The sequence below is a fragment of the Pseudonocardia autotrophica genome (assembly GCF_003945385.1).
Classification (GTDB): Bacteria; Actinomycetota; Actinomycetes; order Mycobacteriales; family Pseudonocardiaceae; genus Pseudonocardia; species Pseudonocardia autotrophica.
The window spans coordinates 2,423,954-2,441,248 of the sequence record NZ_AP018920.1; the positions used below are offsets into that span (position 1 = coordinate 2,423,954).

Genomic DNA, 17,295 nt, shown 5'->3' on the forward strand with positions numbered 1-17,295 from the left:
CCATCCTGCCTGCCGCGACCGGCGGTTTCGAGGCGACCGGAACCGCGCCCGGGTAGAAAGATCGTGATGACCGACATGTGGGACGAGTTGTTCGAGCCGCCGGACCCCGCCGACGTCCTCGGCGATCTGTACGAGCTCGCGGTCGACGTGTTCGACCTGCGCTACGACGGGTCGGAGCCGGCGTGGGCGGCGTGGGCCTGGGGCGTGCTGACGGCGGCCGGGCGGACCGCGGCCGGGACCGAGTACCAGCGCGGTGAACTGGTGCTGCGGCTGCTCGCGCTGCACCGGTTCCACCGGGAGTTCTGCGCACGGGCGTTCGGGCTGGGTGTTCCCGGCATGTGGGAGATCGATCCCGATCGCGTCGTCGGCGACCATCCCCGGCTGCACCCGGTGCTCCTCGGCGTCATCGCGGAGCGGCGCCATCTCGACCTGGCCGACGGCACCGGGGCCGGGGAGATCGACTTCGACGTCTCGGTCGCCGCGTCCGCTCTCGATCAGCTGGTCGGCTCGGAGTATCGGCAGGTCGTGCCGCTGCTGGTGCGGTCGGTCGGCCCGGCGGCGCTGGCGGCGTCGGTCGCCGCGTCGCTGAACGACGGCGTGCGCTTCCCGCTCCCGGACGCCGACGTGCGGGGGCTGCTCGTGTCCGGTCCGGGATCGGATATCGAGTCGACACTCGGGTGGATCCGTGCGGGCGCCCGGCCGGGGTGACCGGACATCTCACCGGTTCGTGGACCCTGCTTGTCGGCGCCCGTCGCCTGGACGCACTATCGGGGGGTGACTATCCAGCTCGACTCGCCGGTCACCCGGCCCCGGTCCACTCCCGCCGTCGATCTTCTCGAGGGTGAGCGGCTGCTGTGCCGCCTGCCCGGCGACGGCCCGGACCGACCGTACGAGCTGTTCACCGTCACCCCGCTCGGCCGCACCCTCGGCGCCGAGATCACCGGCGTCGACCTGCGGACCGTCCCGGCCGGCGAGCTGCGCGCCGAGCTGCACCGCGCGCTGCTGGAGTGGAAGGTGCTGTTCTTCCCCGGGCAGGACCTGAGCAGCGCCCAGCAGCGCGACTTCGGCGCGGCGTGGGGGGAGCTGGAGACCAACCCGATGCTCGACGCCGGCGACACCGCCGACGTCGTCCGGTTCGGCGCCGGGGCGCGGACCTTCGAGAACATCTGGCACGCCGACACCACGTTCCGGGAGTCGCCCGCGATGGGGGCGGTGCTGCGGATGGTGCAGATCCCGCCGTTCGGCGGCGACACGCTGTGGGCCGACATGGCCGCCGCCTACGACAACCTGTCCGCCGAGGTGAAGGCCACGATCGACGACGCCGTCGCGGTGCACGACATGGTGCCCGGATTCGCGCGGTTCCTGGACCCGGCGAAGCTGGAGCGGCTCGAGGACCGGTTCCCGCCGGTCACCCACCCGGTCGTCCGGAGCCACCCGGAGACCGGCCGCCGCACGCTGAACGTGAACGCATCGTTCACCACCCGCATCGTCGGCCTGCCGGCCGCGGAGTCCGACGCGCTGCTGCGGCACCTGTTCGCCCAGGCGCACGTGCCCGAGTACCAGGTCCGGTACCGGTGGACCGATGGCACGCTCGCGTTCTGGGACAACCGGGCCACCCAGCACTACGCGGTCGGCGACTACCACCCGCACCGGCGGGTCGCCGAGCGTGTCGCGATCGCGGGGGACCGGCCCTTCTGACCGAGTCCCGCCGCCGTCAGGACGCCGGACGGCGCCACCGGCGGCGGCGGGGCCCCGGCTCGGGCTCCTCCGCGAGCGGGGCTGCGATCGCCAGCCGCCCGACCTGCTCGTTGAGCACGTCGAGATGCACCCGGACGTCGTCGTGGGTGGGATCGAGCACCGCCTGCTCGGCGATCTCGGCGGCCTGGTCGACCGACTGCTTCAGCGACACCTTCGCCTTGCTCAGCCGGCTCGCGATGCGCTTCGCGGGCGGCTCGGTGATCCGGAAGCGGGCCGGCTCGATCGAGTCGCCGACCGCGGCGAGCCGGTGCACCGCCTCGAGCTCGGCGTCGAGCCGCTTGCCGATCTCCCCGAGCCAGGTCCGAACCTGCGTCGCACCCACCACGGCGGTGATCCGGTGGAAGCGGGTGACCTGCTCGGTGCAGTCGGTCACGTAGGCCTTCCAGTACCGCGACAGCGGCGCGGGCGGCGGCTCGGCCGCGGGTCGGAGCAGTGCCACGGGGTACAGGGTGCCCGATGCCCGGGGCGCCGGGACACCCGGTCCGATCAGGGGATGATCCCGTCCTTCGCCAGCACCGGGGGTTCGGCGACGACTGTGTCCGGGTAGAGCAGCCCGCTGCCGGTGTTGAGGACGACGACCTCATCGCCCCCGTCCAGCCAGCCCGACTCGCGCAGCCGGCCGGCCGCGGCCACGCAGGCCGCACCCTCCGGGCAGATCCAGGTGCCCTCGTCCCGGGCCAGTGCGTGCTGGGCGGCCAGCAGTTCGTCGTCGGTGACGGCGACGGCCGTGCCGCCGGTGGCGTACACCGCGTCCAGCACGAGGAAGTCGCCCAGTGCCTTGGGCACGGTGATGCCGAACGCGACCGTGTGCGGATCGGCCGGGGCCTCGGAGGTGCGCAGACCGGCGTCGAACGCGTCGACGATCGGGGCGCACCCGGCGGCCTGCACCGCCACCAGCCGGGGCATCGGCCCGGTCAGCCAGCCCAGCTCGCGCATCTCCTGCAGCGCCTTGTGGATCGCGATGATCCCGACACCGCCGCCGGTCGGGTACAGGATGACGTCCGGGGCCCGCCAGCCGAGCTGCTCGGCGATCTCGTAGCCCATCGTCTTCTTGCCCTCGAGCCGGTACGGCTCCCGCAGCGTCGAGGTGTCCTGGTAGCCGGAGCGCCGGGCGACGGCGTCGGCGACCAGCCGGCCTGCGTCCCCGATCAGGCCGTCCACCAGGTAGAGCTCGGCACCGGAGACGACGACCTCGCGGCGGGTGATCTCCGGGGCGTCTACCGGCATCGCGATCAGGGCGCCGAGCCCGGCGCGGGCCGCGTAGCAGGCCCAGGCCGCGCCGGCGTTGCCGTTGGTCGGCATCGCGACCGCGCGCACACCGAGCTCGGCGGCACGGGAGACGCCGACCGCGGCGCCGCGCGCCTTGAAGGCGCCGGTCGGGATCAGCCCCTCGTCCTTCATCAGCAGCCGCGGCAGGCCGAGACGTGCCCCGGCCCGGGGGAGCGGCAGCAGCGGGGTCATTCCCTCGCCCATCGTGACCACCTGCGCGGGATCACGCACCGGGAGCAACTCGTGGTAGCGCCACAGGTCGGGCGGTCGGCCGGCGATCTCGGCCGGGGTGACCGACGATCGAGCGCGGTCGAGGTCGTAGCGGGCGAGCAGCGGGGCGCCGGCGGGGGAGGTGCCCTGGACGACGTCGGCGTCGTGCCGGGTTCCCTCGCGGGAGCACTCCAGGTGGGACAGGGTCGAGTGGTCGGGCACCCGTACAGGTGATCCGACGGGGAGACGGCGGGGCAAGTCCGAACCGCCGATCGGGGGGCGGGCGAACGTCACGTCGGGCGGCGGCGGCCGGACGGCCGATGTCGGTACCGTCGAACGAGTCAGTGAATGTTCAACCATTGAGAGGTATGCCACATGCGCCCGCTCCCCGCGCCCGTGTCCGACATCGCCCTGCTGGTCGCCCGGATCCTGCTCGGCGTCGTGCTCGTCGCGCACGGTGTCCAGAAGCTTGGCGGCGGTGTCGGCGGTGTCGCCGAGGGCTTCTCCGGCATGGGGATCCCGCTCCCGACGTTGTCCGCGCTGTTCGTGATCACCGTCGAGACGCTCGGCGGGCTCCTGCTGATCGCCGGTGCCGCGACGACCGTCGCCGGACTGGCGACCGTGGTCGCGATGGTGGGGGCCTTCCTGTTCGCGCACCTCGGGCTCACCGTGTTCGTGTCCGACGGTGGCTGGGAGCTGGTCGGCGTGATCGCCGCGCTGGCCCTCGCGCTCGCCGCGGCCGGTCCCGGCCGGTTCTCGGTGGATCACCTGCTGGCCTCGCGCCGCGTCCCGGGCGCCGTGAGCGGTGGCCGGGTGGCCGCCCACCGGGCCTGATCCGAGCCGCTCGACGTCCTCGCCGCCGGGCCGGGGCGGGTGACGGATGATCGCCCGGAGTGGTGTCCGATCTGTCCCACTCCGGGCGATACGAGTACCGTTGAGGCATGCTGTCGGCAGGTTCCCCGCGGACCGGCGCGGACCGTCGGCCCGTGATCAGGTGGGATGTCGCGCTGTCCGGGATCGCGCTGGCACTGACCGGCATGCTGGTCGCGCTCGGCGTGTTCGGCGGCATCTTCCTGATGGCCTTCCTGGACTATTGCCCGCCGAAGACCTGCAGCTCATCGCGGATCCTGGTGTCGGTGGCCGGATCATTGGTGGTCGCGGCCGCAGCCGGGATCGCGGGGCTCGCGATGACCGTGCTGCGGATCGTCGAACGACGCGTGTCCTGGCCGTTCGCGCTGATCACCCTCGCGATCGTGGCCACGGCGATCGGTTTCGGCGCGGCCGACTACACCTCGGCGATCGGCTACTGACGCCGGTCGGGGCTCAGCCGTCCCGGTAGCGCTTCCATCGTCGCCCCCGGTCACGCCGGACGAACCCCACGCCGTCCGGTGTGTCCATGGTGCGCCGAATTGGGAAGACCCTATCAGAATTTCGTCGATCCTGATGATCCCGAAATGGCTCAGTTCTTCAGCCACGAGTAGGCGGTCTGCCGGGAGATCCCGAGTGCCTCGGACATCGCCCGGATCTCGCAACCGGCCTCCCGGCCGGCCCGGAGCAGTTCGCGCTGGCGGTCCCGCAGCTCCGCCATCCGGGCCCCGACCTCGCCCATCTCGACCAGCAGGTCGTCGGCGGCATCCGAGGAGCGGCGGTGCCCGACCCCCGGGCGGGGGTAGCCGCGGACGGCGCCGGCGTCCCAGACGCGCCGCCCGGCGTCGTCCGGATCGGGTAGCGGTGCGGGGGCCTGCCCGCGGCTCACGTAGGAGTTCCAGGTCCCCACCTGCACGCCCCACTGCTCGGCGCACTCGTCAGCGGTCCACGTCGTCACGTGCGGCAGTGTCCCCGATTCCGCTGTGCCCACCCGAAGGGGTGGGCCATGACGGCGCCGTGCTTGCCACTGTGGGTGCCGTCACATCGGACAGGGAGGTCCACCATGAGCGGGACGATGCGTGCGTTCGTCATGACCGAGGTCGGCCGGACGGCCGTGGTCGAGAAGCCGATCCCGGTGCCCGGACCGGAGGAGGCGGTCGTCCGGACGACCGCGGCCCTGATCTGCACCTCCGACGTGCACACCGTGAAGGGCGCGCTCCCGGTCGCCGACGGAGCGACACTGGGCCACGAAGCGGTCGGCGTGGTGCACGCGCTCGGCTCCGCCGTCGAGGGGTTCACCGAGGGACAGCGGGTCGCCGTCAACGCCGTCACCCCCTGTTTCCGCTGTGACTACTGTCAACGCGGCGACACCAGCCAGTGCGGCGGACCGCTCGGCGGGTACCGCTACACCGCGCAGATCGACGGCAACATGGCCGAGTACTTCATCGTCCCGGCGGCGAAGGGGAACCTGGCCCCCATCCCGGACGAGCTGTCCGACGAGAAGGCCGCCTACGCCTGCGACATGCTCTCCACCGGCATCATGGGCGCGGAGAACGCGGCGATCGAGATCGGCGACACGGTGGCCGTGTTCGCCCAGGGCCCGGTCGGGTTGTGCGCGACGATCGGCGCGCACCGGCTCGGCGCCGGCCGGATCATCGCCGTCGAGTCCCGGCCGGAGCGCCAGGCGCTGGCCAAGCAGTTCGGCGCCGACGACATCGTCGACTTCACCGCGGGCGACCCGGTCGAGCAGATCATGGACATCACCGGCGGGGTCGGTGTCGACGCCGCGATCGAGGCGTTCGGCTTCCCGCAGACCTTCGAGGCGTGCCTGCGGGTGACCAAGGCCGGTGGCCGGGTCTCCAACATCGGCTACCACGGCGAGAACCCGAACCCGCTGCAGATCCCGCTGGACGCGTTCGGTCTCGGGATGAACGGCAAGTCCATCCGGACCGGGCTGTGCACCGGCGGCAACCTGCGCATGCAGCGGCTGTTCCGGCTGATGCTCTCCGACCGGGTCGACCCGACGCCGATGACCACCCACCGGTTCGGCTTCGACCGGATCGAGGAGGCATTCGAGCTGATGGCGTCCAAGTCCGACAACGTGATCAAGCCGCTGGTCACCTTCTGACATTCTCCGGGACCGTTGCGGGCCGATGACTGCGTACCATCGGTGCCCGGGCGGCGACGCCCGGTGATCCTCACGGAGGTGGGCCGATGACGGCTCCGGAGCCGGCAGGTCGCACGGTTCCACCCCACGTCTCCACGCGCTTCCGTGCGCCGACCCACGTGCACAACGTGATCGAACGCCGGCGCCTGCTCGACCGGCTGCGCGCCGACGGGGCGACCCGGCTGGTCGTCATCCACGCACCGGCCGGATACGGCAAGACGACGCTGGCCGTGCAGCGGCTGCGCGAGGTGGAGTCCGGTGGCGCGCTGGTCGCCTGGCTCGGCCTGCACGACGACGACAACGCCCCGCACTGGTTCCTGTCGCACCTGCTCGGCGCGGTGCGCACGGTGCTGCCCGATGCCGAGGAGTCGCTGCGGGACCTCGCCGAGCTGATCGAGCAGAACGCCGAGGACACCCAGCGTTACGTGCTGTCCACGCTCCTGGAGCTGCTCGGCGCGGCCGCCGCACCGGTCGTGCTGACCTTTGACGACTGGCATCTGATCGACGACGCCGCGGTGCACCACGCGCTGGTGCACCTGCTCGACTTCGCCCCGTCCAACCTCTCGGTGGTGCTGACCAGCCGGCGGCGCCCCCGGCTGCCGCTGTCCCGGCTGCGGGTGCGCGGTCAGCTGGTCGAGATCGACGCGGACGCGCTGCGCTTCGACCTGGCCGAGGCCCGCGAGTTCCTGGTCGAGCTGAACGGGCTCACGCTCCACGGCGACGACGTCGCCCGGCTCTCGGCGGGCACCGACGGCTGGGTCGCCGCGCTGCAGCTGGTGTCGCTGTCGCTGCGCGACTGCGCCGATCCGGAGGCGCTGATCCGCGGCTTCTCCGGCCGGCACCACTCGGTGGGGGAGTACCTGACCGAGAACGTCCTGGACGCGCTGCCGGCGGACCTCCTCGACGCACTGCTGACGACGTCGGTCTGTGACCGGCTCTGCGGTGATCTCGCGAGTGAGCTGACCGGGCGCACCGACGGCCAAGCGGTGCTGGAGGAGCTGGAGATCCGCAACCTGTTCCTGCGGCCGCTCGACGACGAGCGTGAGTGGTTCCGCTACCACCATCTGTTCGCCGACCACCTGCGACGACGGCTGCGGCGCGACCACCCGGACCGGGTCGCGGTGCTGCACCTGCGGGCGAGCGACTGGTTCGCCCGGGCCGGGCTCGCCCCGGAGGCGGTCAGTCACGCGCTCGCCGCGGGCGAGGTGGGCCGGGCCACCGACCTGGTCGAGCAGCACGCGATGTCGTTCGTCGAGCACAGCCGGATGGTCAGCCTGCTCGGGCTGATGAACCGGCTCCCGTCGACGGCCGCCGACGACCGTCCTCGCCTGCTGATGGCGGTGGCATGGGCGAACTGCCTGCTCCAGCGCACCGCCGCGGCGCAGGCCGCGCTGGACCTGCTGCGGTCGGCGCTGCCCCGGGGCGACGCCGGGATGGAGATCGAGGCGGACGTCGTGCAGGCGTGCATCGACATCTACAACGACCGCACCGACCGGGCCGAGGGCCTGGTCCGGCGCAGCCTCGACCGGCCGTGGGAGCACCGGCCGTGGGTGGTCGCGGTCGGGGCGAACATCCAGACCTTCTGCGACTTCCATGCGACCCGGCACGGCATGGCCCGCGAACGCCAGCGCTGGGCGCGCCCGTTCCACGACCGCACGACCGGATCGTTCGCGGCCGTGTACGGGCGGTGCTTCGCCGGTATCGCCGCGTTGTCCCAGCTGGCCGTCGACGCGGCCGAGGAGCACCTCACCGACGCCGTCGAGCTGGCCAGGAGCTCGGCCGGGCAACGTTCGCACGCGGCCCGGCTGGCGGCCGCGATGCTCGGCGAGCTGCACTACATGCGCGGCCGGATCGACGCGGCCGAGCGGCTGCTGGAGGAGTGCGGAGAGCTGGGTGCGGAGAGCGGCGTCGTCGAGTTCATGGCCGCCGGGTACGCGCTGCGGGCCCGGGTCCGGGCCCGCCGCGGTGCCGTCGCGGAGGCCGCCGAGCTGCTCGCCGAGGGCGCGCAGGTCGCCGAGCGGCTCGGGCTCGTCCGGCTGCGGGCCGCGATCGGGGCGGAGCGCATCGTGCAGCTGCTCGACGCCGGCAAGGTCCGCGACGCCCGCCGGGTCGCACAGGAGCTGCCCGACGGATCGTGCCGGCACGGCGGGATCGCCGAGGCGATCGACCGGCTCCGCACCTCCTCGCTGGCCGCGGTGCTGTCCGCGGAGGGCGATCACGAGGGTGCGGCCGCGCTGCTGGAGAACCTGGTCGGAGCCGACACCGAACGCGGCTGCATCCGGTCGGCGGCCGTGCTGTCGGTGCAGCTCGCCGGGGTGCAGGAACGGGCCGCGCTGCGGATGGCGGCCGAGCGGACGCTGGCCGGTGCGCTGGACCGGGTCCTCACCGAGCGGGTGCCGCAGATCGTCCGGGACGGCGGGCCGTCCGTCCGGGCGGTGGTGGAGCGGCTCGTCGTGCGGGCCAGGGCCGGTACCTGGCCGGTCGGCAGGTCACCGTTCCCCGAGCAGCTCGAGACGCTGCTCGGGGAACGGGTCGCCACCGTGACCACCGCGTCGGTGGATCTCACCGGCCGGGAGCTGGAGATCCTGCGGATGCTCGACGTCGGCCGGACCAACCAGCAGGTGGCCCGGTCGCTGTCGGTCACCGTGAACACGGTGAAGTGGTACCTGAAGAACATCTACGGCAAGCTCGGCGCCGGCAACCGGACCGAGGCCGTCTCGGTCGCCCGCCGGCACGGGCTGCTGGCCTGACTCACCGGCGTTCGAAGGCCGGATAGCCGTCCGCCGCCTCCTTCTCGCAGTGCTGCCGGTAGGTGCCGACGCCACCGATGTAGGACAGCAGCCGGCGCGGCTTCCCCGGCACGTTGGAGCCCAGGTACCAGGACGTCGTGTTGACGACGATGGTGGCGCCCGCGGTCTCCTCGTGATGGGCGACCCAGGCTTCCTCACCTCGCTCGGTCGGCTCGATCGTCGACTTGCCCTCGACCCGCAGGTCCCGGATCGCCCGGGTGATCCACTCGGTCTGCTGCTGCAGGCAGGTCGTCATGTTGCAGAGCGCCGCCGACGGCGCCAGCGGGACGGCGGTGGTCAGCAGGTTCGGGTAGCCGTGCTTGGCCAATCCCATCGTGGTCCGGATGTCGCGGCCCCACTCCTCGGCCAGCGACCGGCCGTCCCGGCCGCGGATGTCGATCCGGGTCAGCGCACCGGTGCCGGCGTCGAACCCGGTCGCCAGGATGATCACGTCCAGCTCCACGACGGCGCCGTCGGTGAGCTCGATCCCGCCGGGAAGGATCCGGGCGATCGGGTTGTCCTGCACACCGATCAGATCGACGTTGTGCTGGTGGTAGACCTCCAGGTAACCGTTCTCCAGGGGTACCCGGTGGGTGCCGAAGCCGTAGTCGGTCGGCACCAGGACATCGATCAGGTGCTGATCACGCAGCCGTTCGCGCATCTTGTCCCGCACGAACTCCGAGATCTCCTCGGACACCTCCTCGGAGAAGAACATCTCCCCGAATCCGGCCAGCCACAGCTTCAGCGAGCCGTCCTGGTAGGTGTTCTCCAGGATCTCGAGCCGCTGCTCGGGCGTGCAGTCCGCCCAGGCGTGCTCGAAGTCGTACTCGAACCCGGTGAAGGTGTGCGGGATGGTCGCCTTCAGCTCGGCGAACCGCGCCTTGTACGCCGCCTGCTCCGCCGGCCCGTAGCTCGGGTTCTTCATCGGCAGCACGTACTGCGGGGTCCGTGCGAAGACGGTCAGGTGCCCGACGTCCGGCGCGATGGTCTGGATCACCTGGATACCGGTGGCGCCGATCCCGACGACCCCGACCCGCTTCCCGGTCACGTCGAGGCCGTCCGCCGGGTACGACGAGGTGTAGACCAGCTGCCCGGCGAACGAGTCCTGCCCCTCGAACTGGTCGGTCAGTGGTGCCGACAGCATCCCGGCACAGCTGACGAAGAACTGTGTGTCGATGACGTGCCCGGCATCGGTGCGGACGGTCCAGCGACCCCGGTCCTCGTCGTAGTGCGCACTGGTGATCTTCGTGTTGAAGGTGATGTCACGGCGCAGGTCGAGCCGGTCGGTGACGTAGTGCAGCCACCGCTCGATCTCCGGCTGGCCGGGGAACTTCTCGCTCCAGCTCCAGTCGGTGTAGAGCTTCTCGTCGAACAGGTACTGATAGATGTAGGCCTCGGAGTCGAACCGCGCGCCGGGGTAGCGATTCCACCACCAGGTGCCTCCGACGTCGCCCGCGGCGTCGAAGGCGCGCACGTTCAGCCCTTGCTCACGCAGCTGGTGCAGCTGGTAGAGCCCGGCGACGCCGGCGCCCAGGACCACCGCGTCGAGCTGCTCGACGGCGGTCGTGTCGGAATCGGTGGACGGAGATGTCGTCATCGACGGTCCCTTTCCTCGTCCGGTGAATGTGTCCGTGCACACACCATGCGAGAAACAGGGGAGGGGTGGTCCCACCCGTAGGGGTGGCGGCCTGGGTTGGTCTCAGCAGGGCTTCCAGGTCTTCCCGCCGGGCGCGTAGCAGCGTGGCCCGGTGTATCCGGGCGGACCGCCGGACCCACCGGAGTCGCCGGAGTCGCGTGCCGCCGGGGCAGGCGCGGGCGCCGGGGCAGGAGCGGGCGCCGGCTCGGGCCGTTGCCGGGTGGCCGGCGACTGCCGGGGTGTGCTCGCGGTACCGCCGCCGGCTCCCGCCGAGGGACGCGAGCCGCTGGTGGGGGCGGGTGGTGCGGGCGGCGGAGGCGGCGGAGTGCGCAGCTCCCGGGCCTTCGCCCGGTGACCGTCGGCCCGCTCCTCGGCGGTTCCCGCGGCCGTTCCCACCCGCTGCGCCATCGCCGGGCGGTCGTCCCGGTCGCGGAACGCGGCCCACACCAGCCCGTCGCGTGGCGCGTCGGAGCCGAGCGCGGAGCGCAGTGCGAGTGCCGTCGCGGCGACCGCGGCCGCTCCGGCGGCGGCCGTGTCGGCCTGATCCGCGGTACTCGACCCGCCGAGTGCGGGCAGGCCCGCGACAGCCGCCTCGACGGCCGTGACCTGGCCGGGCACGGTGCACTCGATCTCCGGGTCGTAGAGGCCGTGGCCCGCGGCGACCGCCTCGGCGTGGGCCTGCTCGACCTCCGGCAGGAAGCGGTCGTTGGCGCCCACCTGCATCGGCAGGGCCAGGCCCGCGCGGGCCATCTCCGCGTTCACCAGGCGGCCGTCGTCGAGCCGGATCCCGGCGAGCACCCGGTCGTACCGGTCGGTCGTCTCCTCGTCGGTGAGGACCTCGACCTCGGTCCCGGCCGGCAGCAGCGACGCGAGATGCGCGGATGCCTCGGGTCCGAGGCACTGCACGTCCTCGTCGGGATGCACGGTCTCCGGGGTGTCGATGTTGAGCAGCCGGATCCGCTGCTCCCGGCCGTCGACGACGACGTCGATGGTGTCGCCGTCGACCACTCGGGACACGGTGGCCCGCGCCGCATCGCACCCGGTGAGCAGCCCGCCCGCCACCGAGGCCGTCAGCAGCATCGCTGCCGCCCGTACTGCACGCCGCACATCGTCCTCCTGATCCGGGCGTCCGGCCGATTCCGGGCGCGCCGCCGCACGATGTGTCGGTTCGTACGCCGGCTCGTTATCGCACCGGCGGTCGCGATCATCAGAAGTGACGATCACCGTGGCCGGCCCGCACCCCCGGGCATCCGGACCGGGCGGTCCGGCTCGACGTGTGGTGATCGACCCGGCTTGCGGTCCCCTGACGATCTCGGCGACCGGTAGACGCCAACGGCGCTCCGGGCGACACACGGCGTAGATCGACCAGCCCGCCGCCGAGCACACCCCGGGAGTACCCCCTCGTGTCCACGATCCTCGCGAAGATGGCCGCTACGACTGCCCGTGACCTGGACAGGCGCGCCGCGGCTGCCACCGGTCCGGCCAAGCGCGTCAAGCTCACCGCGAAGGCCACCCGAGCCTGGGAGGACGTGCGCAGGTACGGCGGCGAGGTCCCGGCCGGCCGGCTGCCGGTGCCGGCACCGGCACACGTCGACCTGGACGCGCCCACGGTCCGGTTGCACCACGTGGCACGGCCGGGCGCCCGGCCGGCGAGCGCGAGCCCACCGGAACGCCCGACGCTGACCTCTCGCCAGAAGGCCGGGGTGGGCATCGGCGCCGCGGTCCTGCTGTTCGGTGGGTGCGGGATGCTCCTCGGCGGCTCGGACCCCGCGCCGGAAGGGGTCGACGCGGCGTCCGCCCGACCTGCCGTCGAGGCGGCCGAGGGCGCCGCGGTCCAGCCTGGGCCCCCGGCCGCGGACGCGAACCCGGCCGACGCGCTGGCCTGCCAGGACGCGGCATCGATCATCGGGGACTGGAGCGAGCACGCTGTGCAGTTGGGTGCCGGGACCACGCTCCCGCAGATGGCACGGGCCTCGGACCGGGCATCGAGCGACCTGTCCGATGCAGCCGTGACGGCCGCCGACCCGGAGGTGACGGCGTCGTTGCGCGACGCGTCCGGCCTCCTCGAGGAGGCCGGCGCCGCGGCCCGAAGGGTCGACGGGGAAGCGATGACCGACATCGCCGGCCGGTCGAACGGGGTGTTCCAGGGGATCGTCTCAGCATGCGAATCGGCGATCCTCGGGTCCTGATCCGCTCGGCGTCGGTGCGGGGACGCCGGTGGTCGTCCGCGCCGGGGACACGGCACCGCCCGGCCCGCGATCGGAGCGGGCCGGGCGGTGATGGTGCGGAGAAGGGATCAGGTGGCGGCGGGGCTGCTCCGTGACTCCTCCGAGGCCCCCGGAGTCCCGGACACATCGGGCACCGCGGTCGTGCTGAGGCCGCTGCCCATCCGGCTGCCCCGCTCGAAGTCGTAGGCGCTCTCCGCGTGCACGGTGACGTCGAGACCTTCCAGCTCGGTCTCGTCGTCGACCCGCAGCCCCATCGTCCGGTCCAGGCCCCAGGCGATCAGATAGGTCATCCCGAACGAGTACACACACGTCACCGTGATGGCGACGATCTCGCGCCAGACGATGTCCCAGCTGCCGCCGAACAGGATCCCGGTCAGCCCGGCCGGGGCGTTCGAGGCGGCGAACAGGATCACGCAGACGGTGCCCACGATACCGCCGACGCCGTGCACGGCGAACGCGTCGAGCGTCTCGTCGATGCCCAGCCGCTTCTTCCAGGTGCACGCCCAGGCGACGATCGCACCACCGGCGAAGCCGACCAGGAGCGCGCCGATCGAGTTGACGGCGTCCGCGGACGGGGTGATCGCGACCAGCCCGGAGATCATCCCGGAGGCGAGCCCGAGGGTGGTGGCGTGACCGTCGCGCAGGCGCTCGACCAGGCAGAATCCGGCCATGCCCGCGGCGCCGGCGAGCAGCGTGGTCAGTACGACGTACTGGGCGAGGAAGTTCGCGCCGCCCGCCGTGCCGCCGTTGAAGCCCATCCAGCCGAACCACAGGATGCCCGCGCCGAGCACGACCAGCGGCAGGCTGTGCGGGCGTTCGGCCTGGTTGCGTCGCTTCCCGAGCACCAGGGCCAGCGCCAGCGCCGCCACACCGGCGTTCATGTGCACGGCGGTGCCGCCGGCGTAGTCGTGCATCTGGAGGCTGTTGAGCATCCAGCCCCCGACGACGCCCGCTTCCGCGTCGTCGGCGGCGAACACCCAGTGCGCGAGCGGGAAGTAGACGAGGGTGAGCCAGACCGGCGCGAACACGAGCCACGCGGAGAACTTCATCCGCCCGGCCGCACCGCTGGCCACGATGGCGATCGTGATCGCGGCGAACAGGATGAAGAAGGCCGCCCAGAACACGTCCTCCGGGCCACCGGAACCGGTGTCGTCGTGCACGCCGGCGAAGCCGAGGTACTCGACCGGGTTACCGATCAGGCCGAGGCCGCCGACCGAGTTGCCGGAGACCATGCTGTGCCCGACGAGGACGTAGAGCACGGACGCGATACCGAGCGTGCTCAGCACCATCATGATCATGTTGAGGGCGTTCTTGCTGCTGGTCATTCCGCCGTAGAACAGCGCCAGGCCGGGGAACATCAGGAGGACCAGCGCGAAGGCGGCGAGCAACCACGCGAGATCTGCTGCGGGCACGGGCAACTCCGGTCATGTGGGGGTGAACGGGGACCGCCGGCGCCGGCGGAACGGACGAATGTCGTGGGCGAAGCAAACCGGACATCCGTTTCACACCCATTAACGGGAGTTACGATGCCGACACGACTGGGTGATCGGTGCCGGCAGCGGTCCCGCTGTGTCGGAACCGCTGTGTCGGAACCGCGGTATCGGAACCGCGGGGGCGTTAGACCCGCAGTGCGGTGACCACCCAGCGCAGGGTCGAGCGATCGGTGCAGCTCGCCAGCAGCTCGACCTGCTCGATCGCCGCGGCGTCGTGCCGGCGGGTATCGAAGAGGTCCGCAACGAGTCCCGGCACGTCCAGGTGCTCACCGGCCAGCGGCTGCTCGGGGCCGGGCAGCTCCAGCCGGTCGATCAGCAGCCGCAGTGTCCGGTACCCGATCACCCGCATACCCGGTCCGAGCAGCAGGGCGGCCGGCGCGGGGGAGGAAGCGCCGGTGCCGGGGAGGGTCACCGCGGACACCGCGATCACCCCGCCGTCGAGCATCGCCCAGGCGTCGACCGCCGGCCGGTGCGCCTCCCGGCCGGAGGCGGTCGGCAGGTTCTGCGCGGCGAGCCAGCGGCGCAGCCGGGGACGCAGGTCCCAGCGGACGTCGAACACACCGCTCCCGAGATCGGACGGGGTGAACACCTCGTCCCAGCGCGGCCCGCCCGGCACGCCGCCGTCGACCGCCGTATCGGGCTGGATAGCCATGTCTCGCCCCCCGGGCCGATCACCACCCGGCTCCGGCCACGCAGCTCTCGGGCGGCGGGCCCCGGTGAGTGATGTCACGGAAGAGCCGGGTTCCCAGGATACGTGCGGGCGAACGGCAGCACAGTACGGCGCCGACGGCCGTACCCGGAGGTGTGACAACCCCCGACGACCATGCCGCGAGCGGCCGAGCCGGCTGTGCCGGATCGCGACCGGAGATGACGCACCGTCACCGGAACGGGTTGCTCGGCGGTGATGTATAACACGATCGTGGGACTCCACGAGGGGCAGTAACGAGGCAGGATGATGCCAGCGATCCACAAGTGACGGCGACGTGGAGGCGACATGAACGGACAGTTCGACGGCACCCCGGCGGTGCACCCGGGTCTGATCCCGGCTGCGCGGCGCTCGGTGGAGACCCTCCCGTCCGGCCGTGGCGTTGCGGACGCCGGTCGGGGGCGGGTGCTGGCCCGTTACGCCCGGCTGATGCGGTCCGGGCGGCCCGAGGTCTGCCGGCCCGGTCGCCGGGAGATCGAGGAGCGCGAGCGCGCCGGGACCGGTACCGCCCCCGGCAGCGACGGCAAGGTCATCTACCCGGACCGGGATGCCGCCGAGTGCGCGGCGCGCGAGCTGGAGGCTCTCGGTGGCCGGCCGCAGCGGGCCTACCTGTGCCGCCGGTCGCGGCGTGGGCATTTCCACCTGACCACGGACCTGGTCGCCGAGCGGCGCCGCGGCCCGGCCGAGCTGATCCCGCGCCCGCGCCGCGGCGACTGACTCCCGCGATGTGATGCGCGGCACACGCTGATCGTCTAGCGTGGGTGTGGTGGCGGTCACCCGTCCCGCCACCGCTGAACCCACCACGCCGACGTATCAGGGGGTCCTGTGAACCCGCACCTGCTGGAGGAACGAGTCGCCACCGTCTCCGGTGGCCCCGGTCTCGCCGACACCGCCCGCGCCCGGCTCGTCGCGCACAAGGCGACCGCCGATGCCTGTCGTCACCGCACCACCGAGCGCCGCGCGGAGCTGGAGCGGGCACTCGCCGGTGACAGCACCGGCCACGCGCTCGATCTCATGCTGGAACTCGACGCGCTGGAACGGGTACAGGATCGCATCGACCACCGGCTCGCCGAGCTGTGCGACGCGCTGAGCGAGCCACGTTCGCCGCGCTACGGCGACGCCCAGCCGATCTGAGGCCGGCCCCGCGCGTGCGTGGTTCGATGGCGGGAACACCGCCGTCGAGCGACAGCAAGGGAGAACACGTGCGCGCAGTGCAGGTCGTCGAGCTGGACGGGCCGTCCGCGGTCCGGGTCAACGATGTGGAGCCGCCGGCGCGCGGCGCGGGCGAGGTGCTGATCGACGTCGCCGCCGCCGGGGTCAACTTCCCGGATGTCCTGCTCACCCGTGGGCAGTACCAGTACCGGCCGGAGCCGCCGTTCACGCTCGGTTCCGAGTGTGCGGGCACGGTCCGCGAGGCGGAGCCGGGCAGCCGGTTCGCGCCCGGCGACCGGGTCGTCGCCTTCACGATGTCGGGCGTGTTCGCCGAGACCGTCTCGGTCCCCGAGTCCACCGTCCTCCCGCTGCCCGACGAGGTCGGCTTCGCCGAGGGCGCCTGCCTGCCGATGAACTACCTCACCGCGCACTTCACCCTGGAGCTGCGGGGTGGTCTGAAGGCGGGGGAGACGGTACTGGTCCAGGGCGCGGCCGGTGGTGTCGGCACCGCCGTCGTCCAGCTCGCGGCCGCACTCGGCGCGACCGTGATCGGTGTCGCCTCCACCGAGGCCAAGGCCGAGGTGGCGAAACGCGCCGGGGCGGCGCACACCGTCGGCGTCGACGGGTTCAAGGACGCGGTCAAGGAGATCACCGGCGGAGCGGGCGTCGACATGGTCGTCGACCCGGTCGGCGGAGACCGGTTCACCGACTCGCTGCGCAGCCTCGCCCCGCTGGGCAGGCTGATGGTCGTCGGGTTCACCGCGGGGGACATCCCGACGGTGAAGGTGAACCGGCTGCTGCTGAACAACATCGACGTCCGCGGTGTCGGCTGGGGTGCCTACGCGCTGGCCCGGGACGGGTTCGTCGGCGCCGAGTGGGACGCGCTGGTCCCGCACCTGCGCTCCGGCGCGCTGCTCCCGCTGATCAGCGAGCGCTTCGGGCTGGACGACGCCGGATCGGCACTGTCCCGGATCGACGACCGGGTGGTGACCGGCAAGGTCGTCCTCGAGGTCTGAGCGG

Annotated in this window: 17 protein-coding genes; 10 read left to right on the forward strand and 7 right to left on the reverse strand. The window is 72.4% G+C overall.

Features of this window, described 5'->3' with window-relative positions:
- Positions 1-66: 66 nt before the first annotated feature.
- Together Pdca_RS11445 and Pdca_RS11450 are read left to right on the forward strand one after the other, a co-directional pair.
- Complete coding sequence (locus tag Pdca_RS11445; RefSeq protein WP_085914191.1) at positions 67-708, forward strand: hypothetical protein; 642 nt, start codon at positions 67-69, stop codon at positions 706-708.
- A 66-nt stretch (positions 709-774) separates the two neighbouring features.
- Positions 775-1,698 carry a TauD/TfdA dioxygenase family protein gene (locus tag Pdca_RS11450; RefSeq protein WP_085914190.1) on the forward strand — a complete coding sequence of 308 codons (924 nt, stop codon included), beginning with the start codon at positions 775-777 and terminating at the stop codon, positions 1,696-1,698.
- Positions 1,699-1,714: 16 nt separating this feature from the next.
- Here the strand turns inward: Pdca_RS11450 and Pdca_RS11455 are convergent, their stop codons facing one another.
- Together Pdca_RS11455 and Pdca_RS11460 are read right to left on the reverse strand one after the other, a co-directional pair.
- Positions 1,715-2,197, reverse strand: a complete 483-nt coding sequence (locus tag Pdca_RS11455; RefSeq protein ID WP_085914189.1) for a hypothetical protein — start codon at positions 2,195-2,197, stop codon at positions 1,715-1,717.
- A 47-nt stretch (positions 2,198-2,244) separates the two neighbouring features.
- Positions 2,245-3,459, reverse strand: coding sequence for a threonine synthase (locus tag Pdca_RS11460; protein WP_232021521.1), 1,215 nt, complete (start codon positions 3,457-3,459; stop codon positions 2,245-2,247).
- Positions 3,460-3,612: 153 nt separating this feature from the next.
- On the opposite strand from Pdca_RS11460, the gene Pdca_RS11465 reads away from it, so the two are divergent.
- Entirely contained in the window at positions 3,613-4,071 is a 459-nt protein-coding gene (locus Pdca_RS11465; RefSeq protein ID WP_085914187.1) for a DoxX family protein, read from the forward strand.
- A 152-nt stretch (positions 4,072-4,223) separates the two neighbouring features.
- The gene (locus Pdca_RS11470; RefSeq protein ID WP_125911361.1) at positions 4,224-4,547 is read left to right on the forward strand and encodes a hypothetical protein; all 324 of its coding nucleotides are present in this window, start codon (positions 4,224-4,226) and stop codon (positions 4,545-4,547) included.
- A gap of 149 nt (positions 4,548-4,696) precedes the next feature.
- Here the strand turns inward: Pdca_RS11470 and Pdca_RS11475 are convergent, their stop codons facing one another.
- The gene (locus Pdca_RS11475) at positions 4,697-5,062 is read right to left on the reverse strand and encodes a hypothetical protein (protein WP_085914185.1); all 366 of its coding nucleotides are present in this window, start codon (positions 5,060-5,062) and stop codon (positions 4,697-4,699) included.
- Positions 5,063-5,167: 105 nt separating this feature from the next.
- On the opposite strand from Pdca_RS11475, the gene Pdca_RS11480 reads away from it, so the two are divergent.
- Both Pdca_RS11480 and Pdca_RS11485 read left to right on the forward strand, forming a co-directional pair.
- Positions 5,168-6,232 (forward strand): NAD(P)-dependent alcohol dehydrogenase, encoded by a 1,065-nt coding sequence (locus Pdca_RS11480; RefSeq protein WP_085914184.1) that lies wholly within the window; start codon positions 5,168-5,170, stop codon positions 6,230-6,232.
- Positions 6,233-6,318: 86 nt separating this feature from the next.
- On the forward strand, positions 6,319-9,021 hold the full coding sequence (locus tag Pdca_RS11485; protein ID WP_085914183.1) for a winged helix-turn-helix domain-containing protein: 2,703 nt from the start codon (positions 6,319-6,321) through the stop codon (positions 9,019-9,021).
- Between the two features lies 1 nt (position 9,022).
- Here the strand turns inward: Pdca_RS11485 and Pdca_RS11490 are convergent, their stop codons facing one another.
- Both Pdca_RS11490 and Pdca_RS37510 read right to left on the reverse strand, forming a co-directional pair.
- Positions 9,023-10,657, reverse strand: a complete 1,635-nt coding sequence (locus Pdca_RS11490; protein ID WP_085914182.1) for a flavin-containing monooxygenase — start codon at positions 10,655-10,657, stop codon at positions 9,023-9,025.
- Between the two features lie 102 nt (positions 10,658-10,759).
- A complete protein-coding gene (locus Pdca_RS37510; RefSeq protein ID WP_085914181.1) occupies positions 10,760-11,776 on the reverse strand; it encodes a thermonuclease family protein in 1,017 nt (338 codons plus the stop codon).
- 344 nt (positions 11,777-12,120) lie between these two features.
- On the opposite strand from Pdca_RS37510, the gene Pdca_RS11500 reads away from it, so the two are divergent.
- Positions 12,121-12,885, forward strand: a complete 765-nt coding sequence (locus Pdca_RS11500; protein ID WP_125911362.1) for a hypothetical protein — start codon at positions 12,121-12,123, stop codon at positions 12,883-12,885.
- Positions 12,886-12,992: 107 nt separating this feature from the next.
- On the opposite strand, the gene Pdca_RS11505 is transcribed toward Pdca_RS11500, so the two are convergent.
- Both Pdca_RS11505 and Pdca_RS11510 read right to left on the reverse strand, forming a co-directional pair.
- Entirely contained in the window at positions 12,993-14,336 is a 1,344-nt protein-coding gene (locus Pdca_RS11505) for an ammonium transporter (protein WP_232021522.1), read from the reverse strand.
- 205 nt (positions 14,337-14,541) lie between these two features.
- Positions 14,542-15,069, reverse strand: a complete 528-nt coding sequence (locus tag Pdca_RS11510) for a hypothetical protein (RefSeq protein ID WP_125911363.1) — start codon at positions 15,067-15,069, stop codon at positions 14,542-14,544.
- A gap of 342 nt (positions 15,070-15,411) precedes the next feature.
- On the opposite strand from Pdca_RS11510, the gene Pdca_RS11515 reads away from it, so the two are divergent.
- The 3 genes from Pdca_RS11515 to Pdca_RS11525 all read left to right on the forward strand — a co-directional run bounded on the left by Pdca_RS11515 (position 15,412) and on the right by Pdca_RS11525 (position 17,291).
- Positions 15,412-15,840 carry a hypothetical protein gene (locus Pdca_RS11515; RefSeq protein ID WP_085914178.1) on the forward strand — a complete coding sequence of 143 codons (429 nt, stop codon included), beginning with the start codon at positions 15,412-15,414 and terminating at the stop codon, positions 15,838-15,840.
- A gap of 108 nt (positions 15,841-15,948) precedes the next feature.
- On the forward strand, positions 15,949-16,257 hold the full coding sequence (locus Pdca_RS11520) for a hypothetical protein (protein WP_085914177.1): 309 nt from the start codon (positions 15,949-15,951) through the stop codon (positions 16,255-16,257).
- 68 nt (positions 16,258-16,325) lie between these two features.
- The gene (locus tag Pdca_RS11525) at positions 16,326-17,291 is read left to right on the forward strand and encodes an NADPH:quinone oxidoreductase family protein (RefSeq protein ID WP_166665935.1); all 966 of its coding nucleotides are present in this window, start codon (positions 16,326-16,328) and stop codon (positions 17,289-17,291) included.
- Positions 17,292-17,295 lie beyond the last annotated feature (4 nt).

Excerpts from the sequence above, each read along its gene's own strand:
- Pdca_RS11445 (WP_085914191.1), top strand. The coding sequence starts at position 67 with ATGACCGACATGTGGGACGAGTTGTTCGAGCCGCCGGACCCCGCCGAC.
- Pdca_RS11465 (WP_085914187.1), top strand. The coding sequence starts at position 3,613 with ATGCGCCCGCTCCCCGCGCCCGTGTCCGACATCGCCCTGCTGGTCGCC.
- Pdca_RS11480 (WP_085914184.1), top strand. The coding sequence starts at position 5,168 with ATGAGCGGGACGATGCGTGCGTTCGTCATGACCGAGGTCGGCCGGACG.
- Pdca_RS11485 (WP_085914183.1), top strand. The coding sequence starts at position 6,319 with ATGACGGCTCCGGAGCCGGCAGGTCGCACGGTTCCACCCCACGTCTCC.
- Pdca_RS11490 (WP_085914182.1), bottom strand. The coding sequence starts at position 10,657 with ATGACGACATCTCCGTCCACCGATTCCGACACGACCGCCGTCGAGCAG.
- Pdca_RS37510 (WP_085914181.1), bottom strand. The coding sequence starts at position 11,776 with ATGCTGCTGACGGCCTCGGTGGCGGGCGGGCTGCTCACCGGGTGCGAT.
- Pdca_RS11500 (WP_125911362.1), top strand. The coding sequence starts at position 12,121 with ATGGCCGCTACGACTGCCCGTGACCTGGACAGGCGCGCCGCGGCTGCC.
- Pdca_RS11510 (WP_125911363.1), bottom strand. The coding sequence starts at position 15,069 with ATGGCTATCCAGCCCGATACGGCGGTCGACGGCGGCGTGCCGGGCGGG.
- Pdca_RS11515 (WP_085914178.1), top strand. The coding sequence starts at position 15,412 with ATGAACGGACAGTTCGACGGCACCCCGGCGGTGCACCCGGGTCTGATC.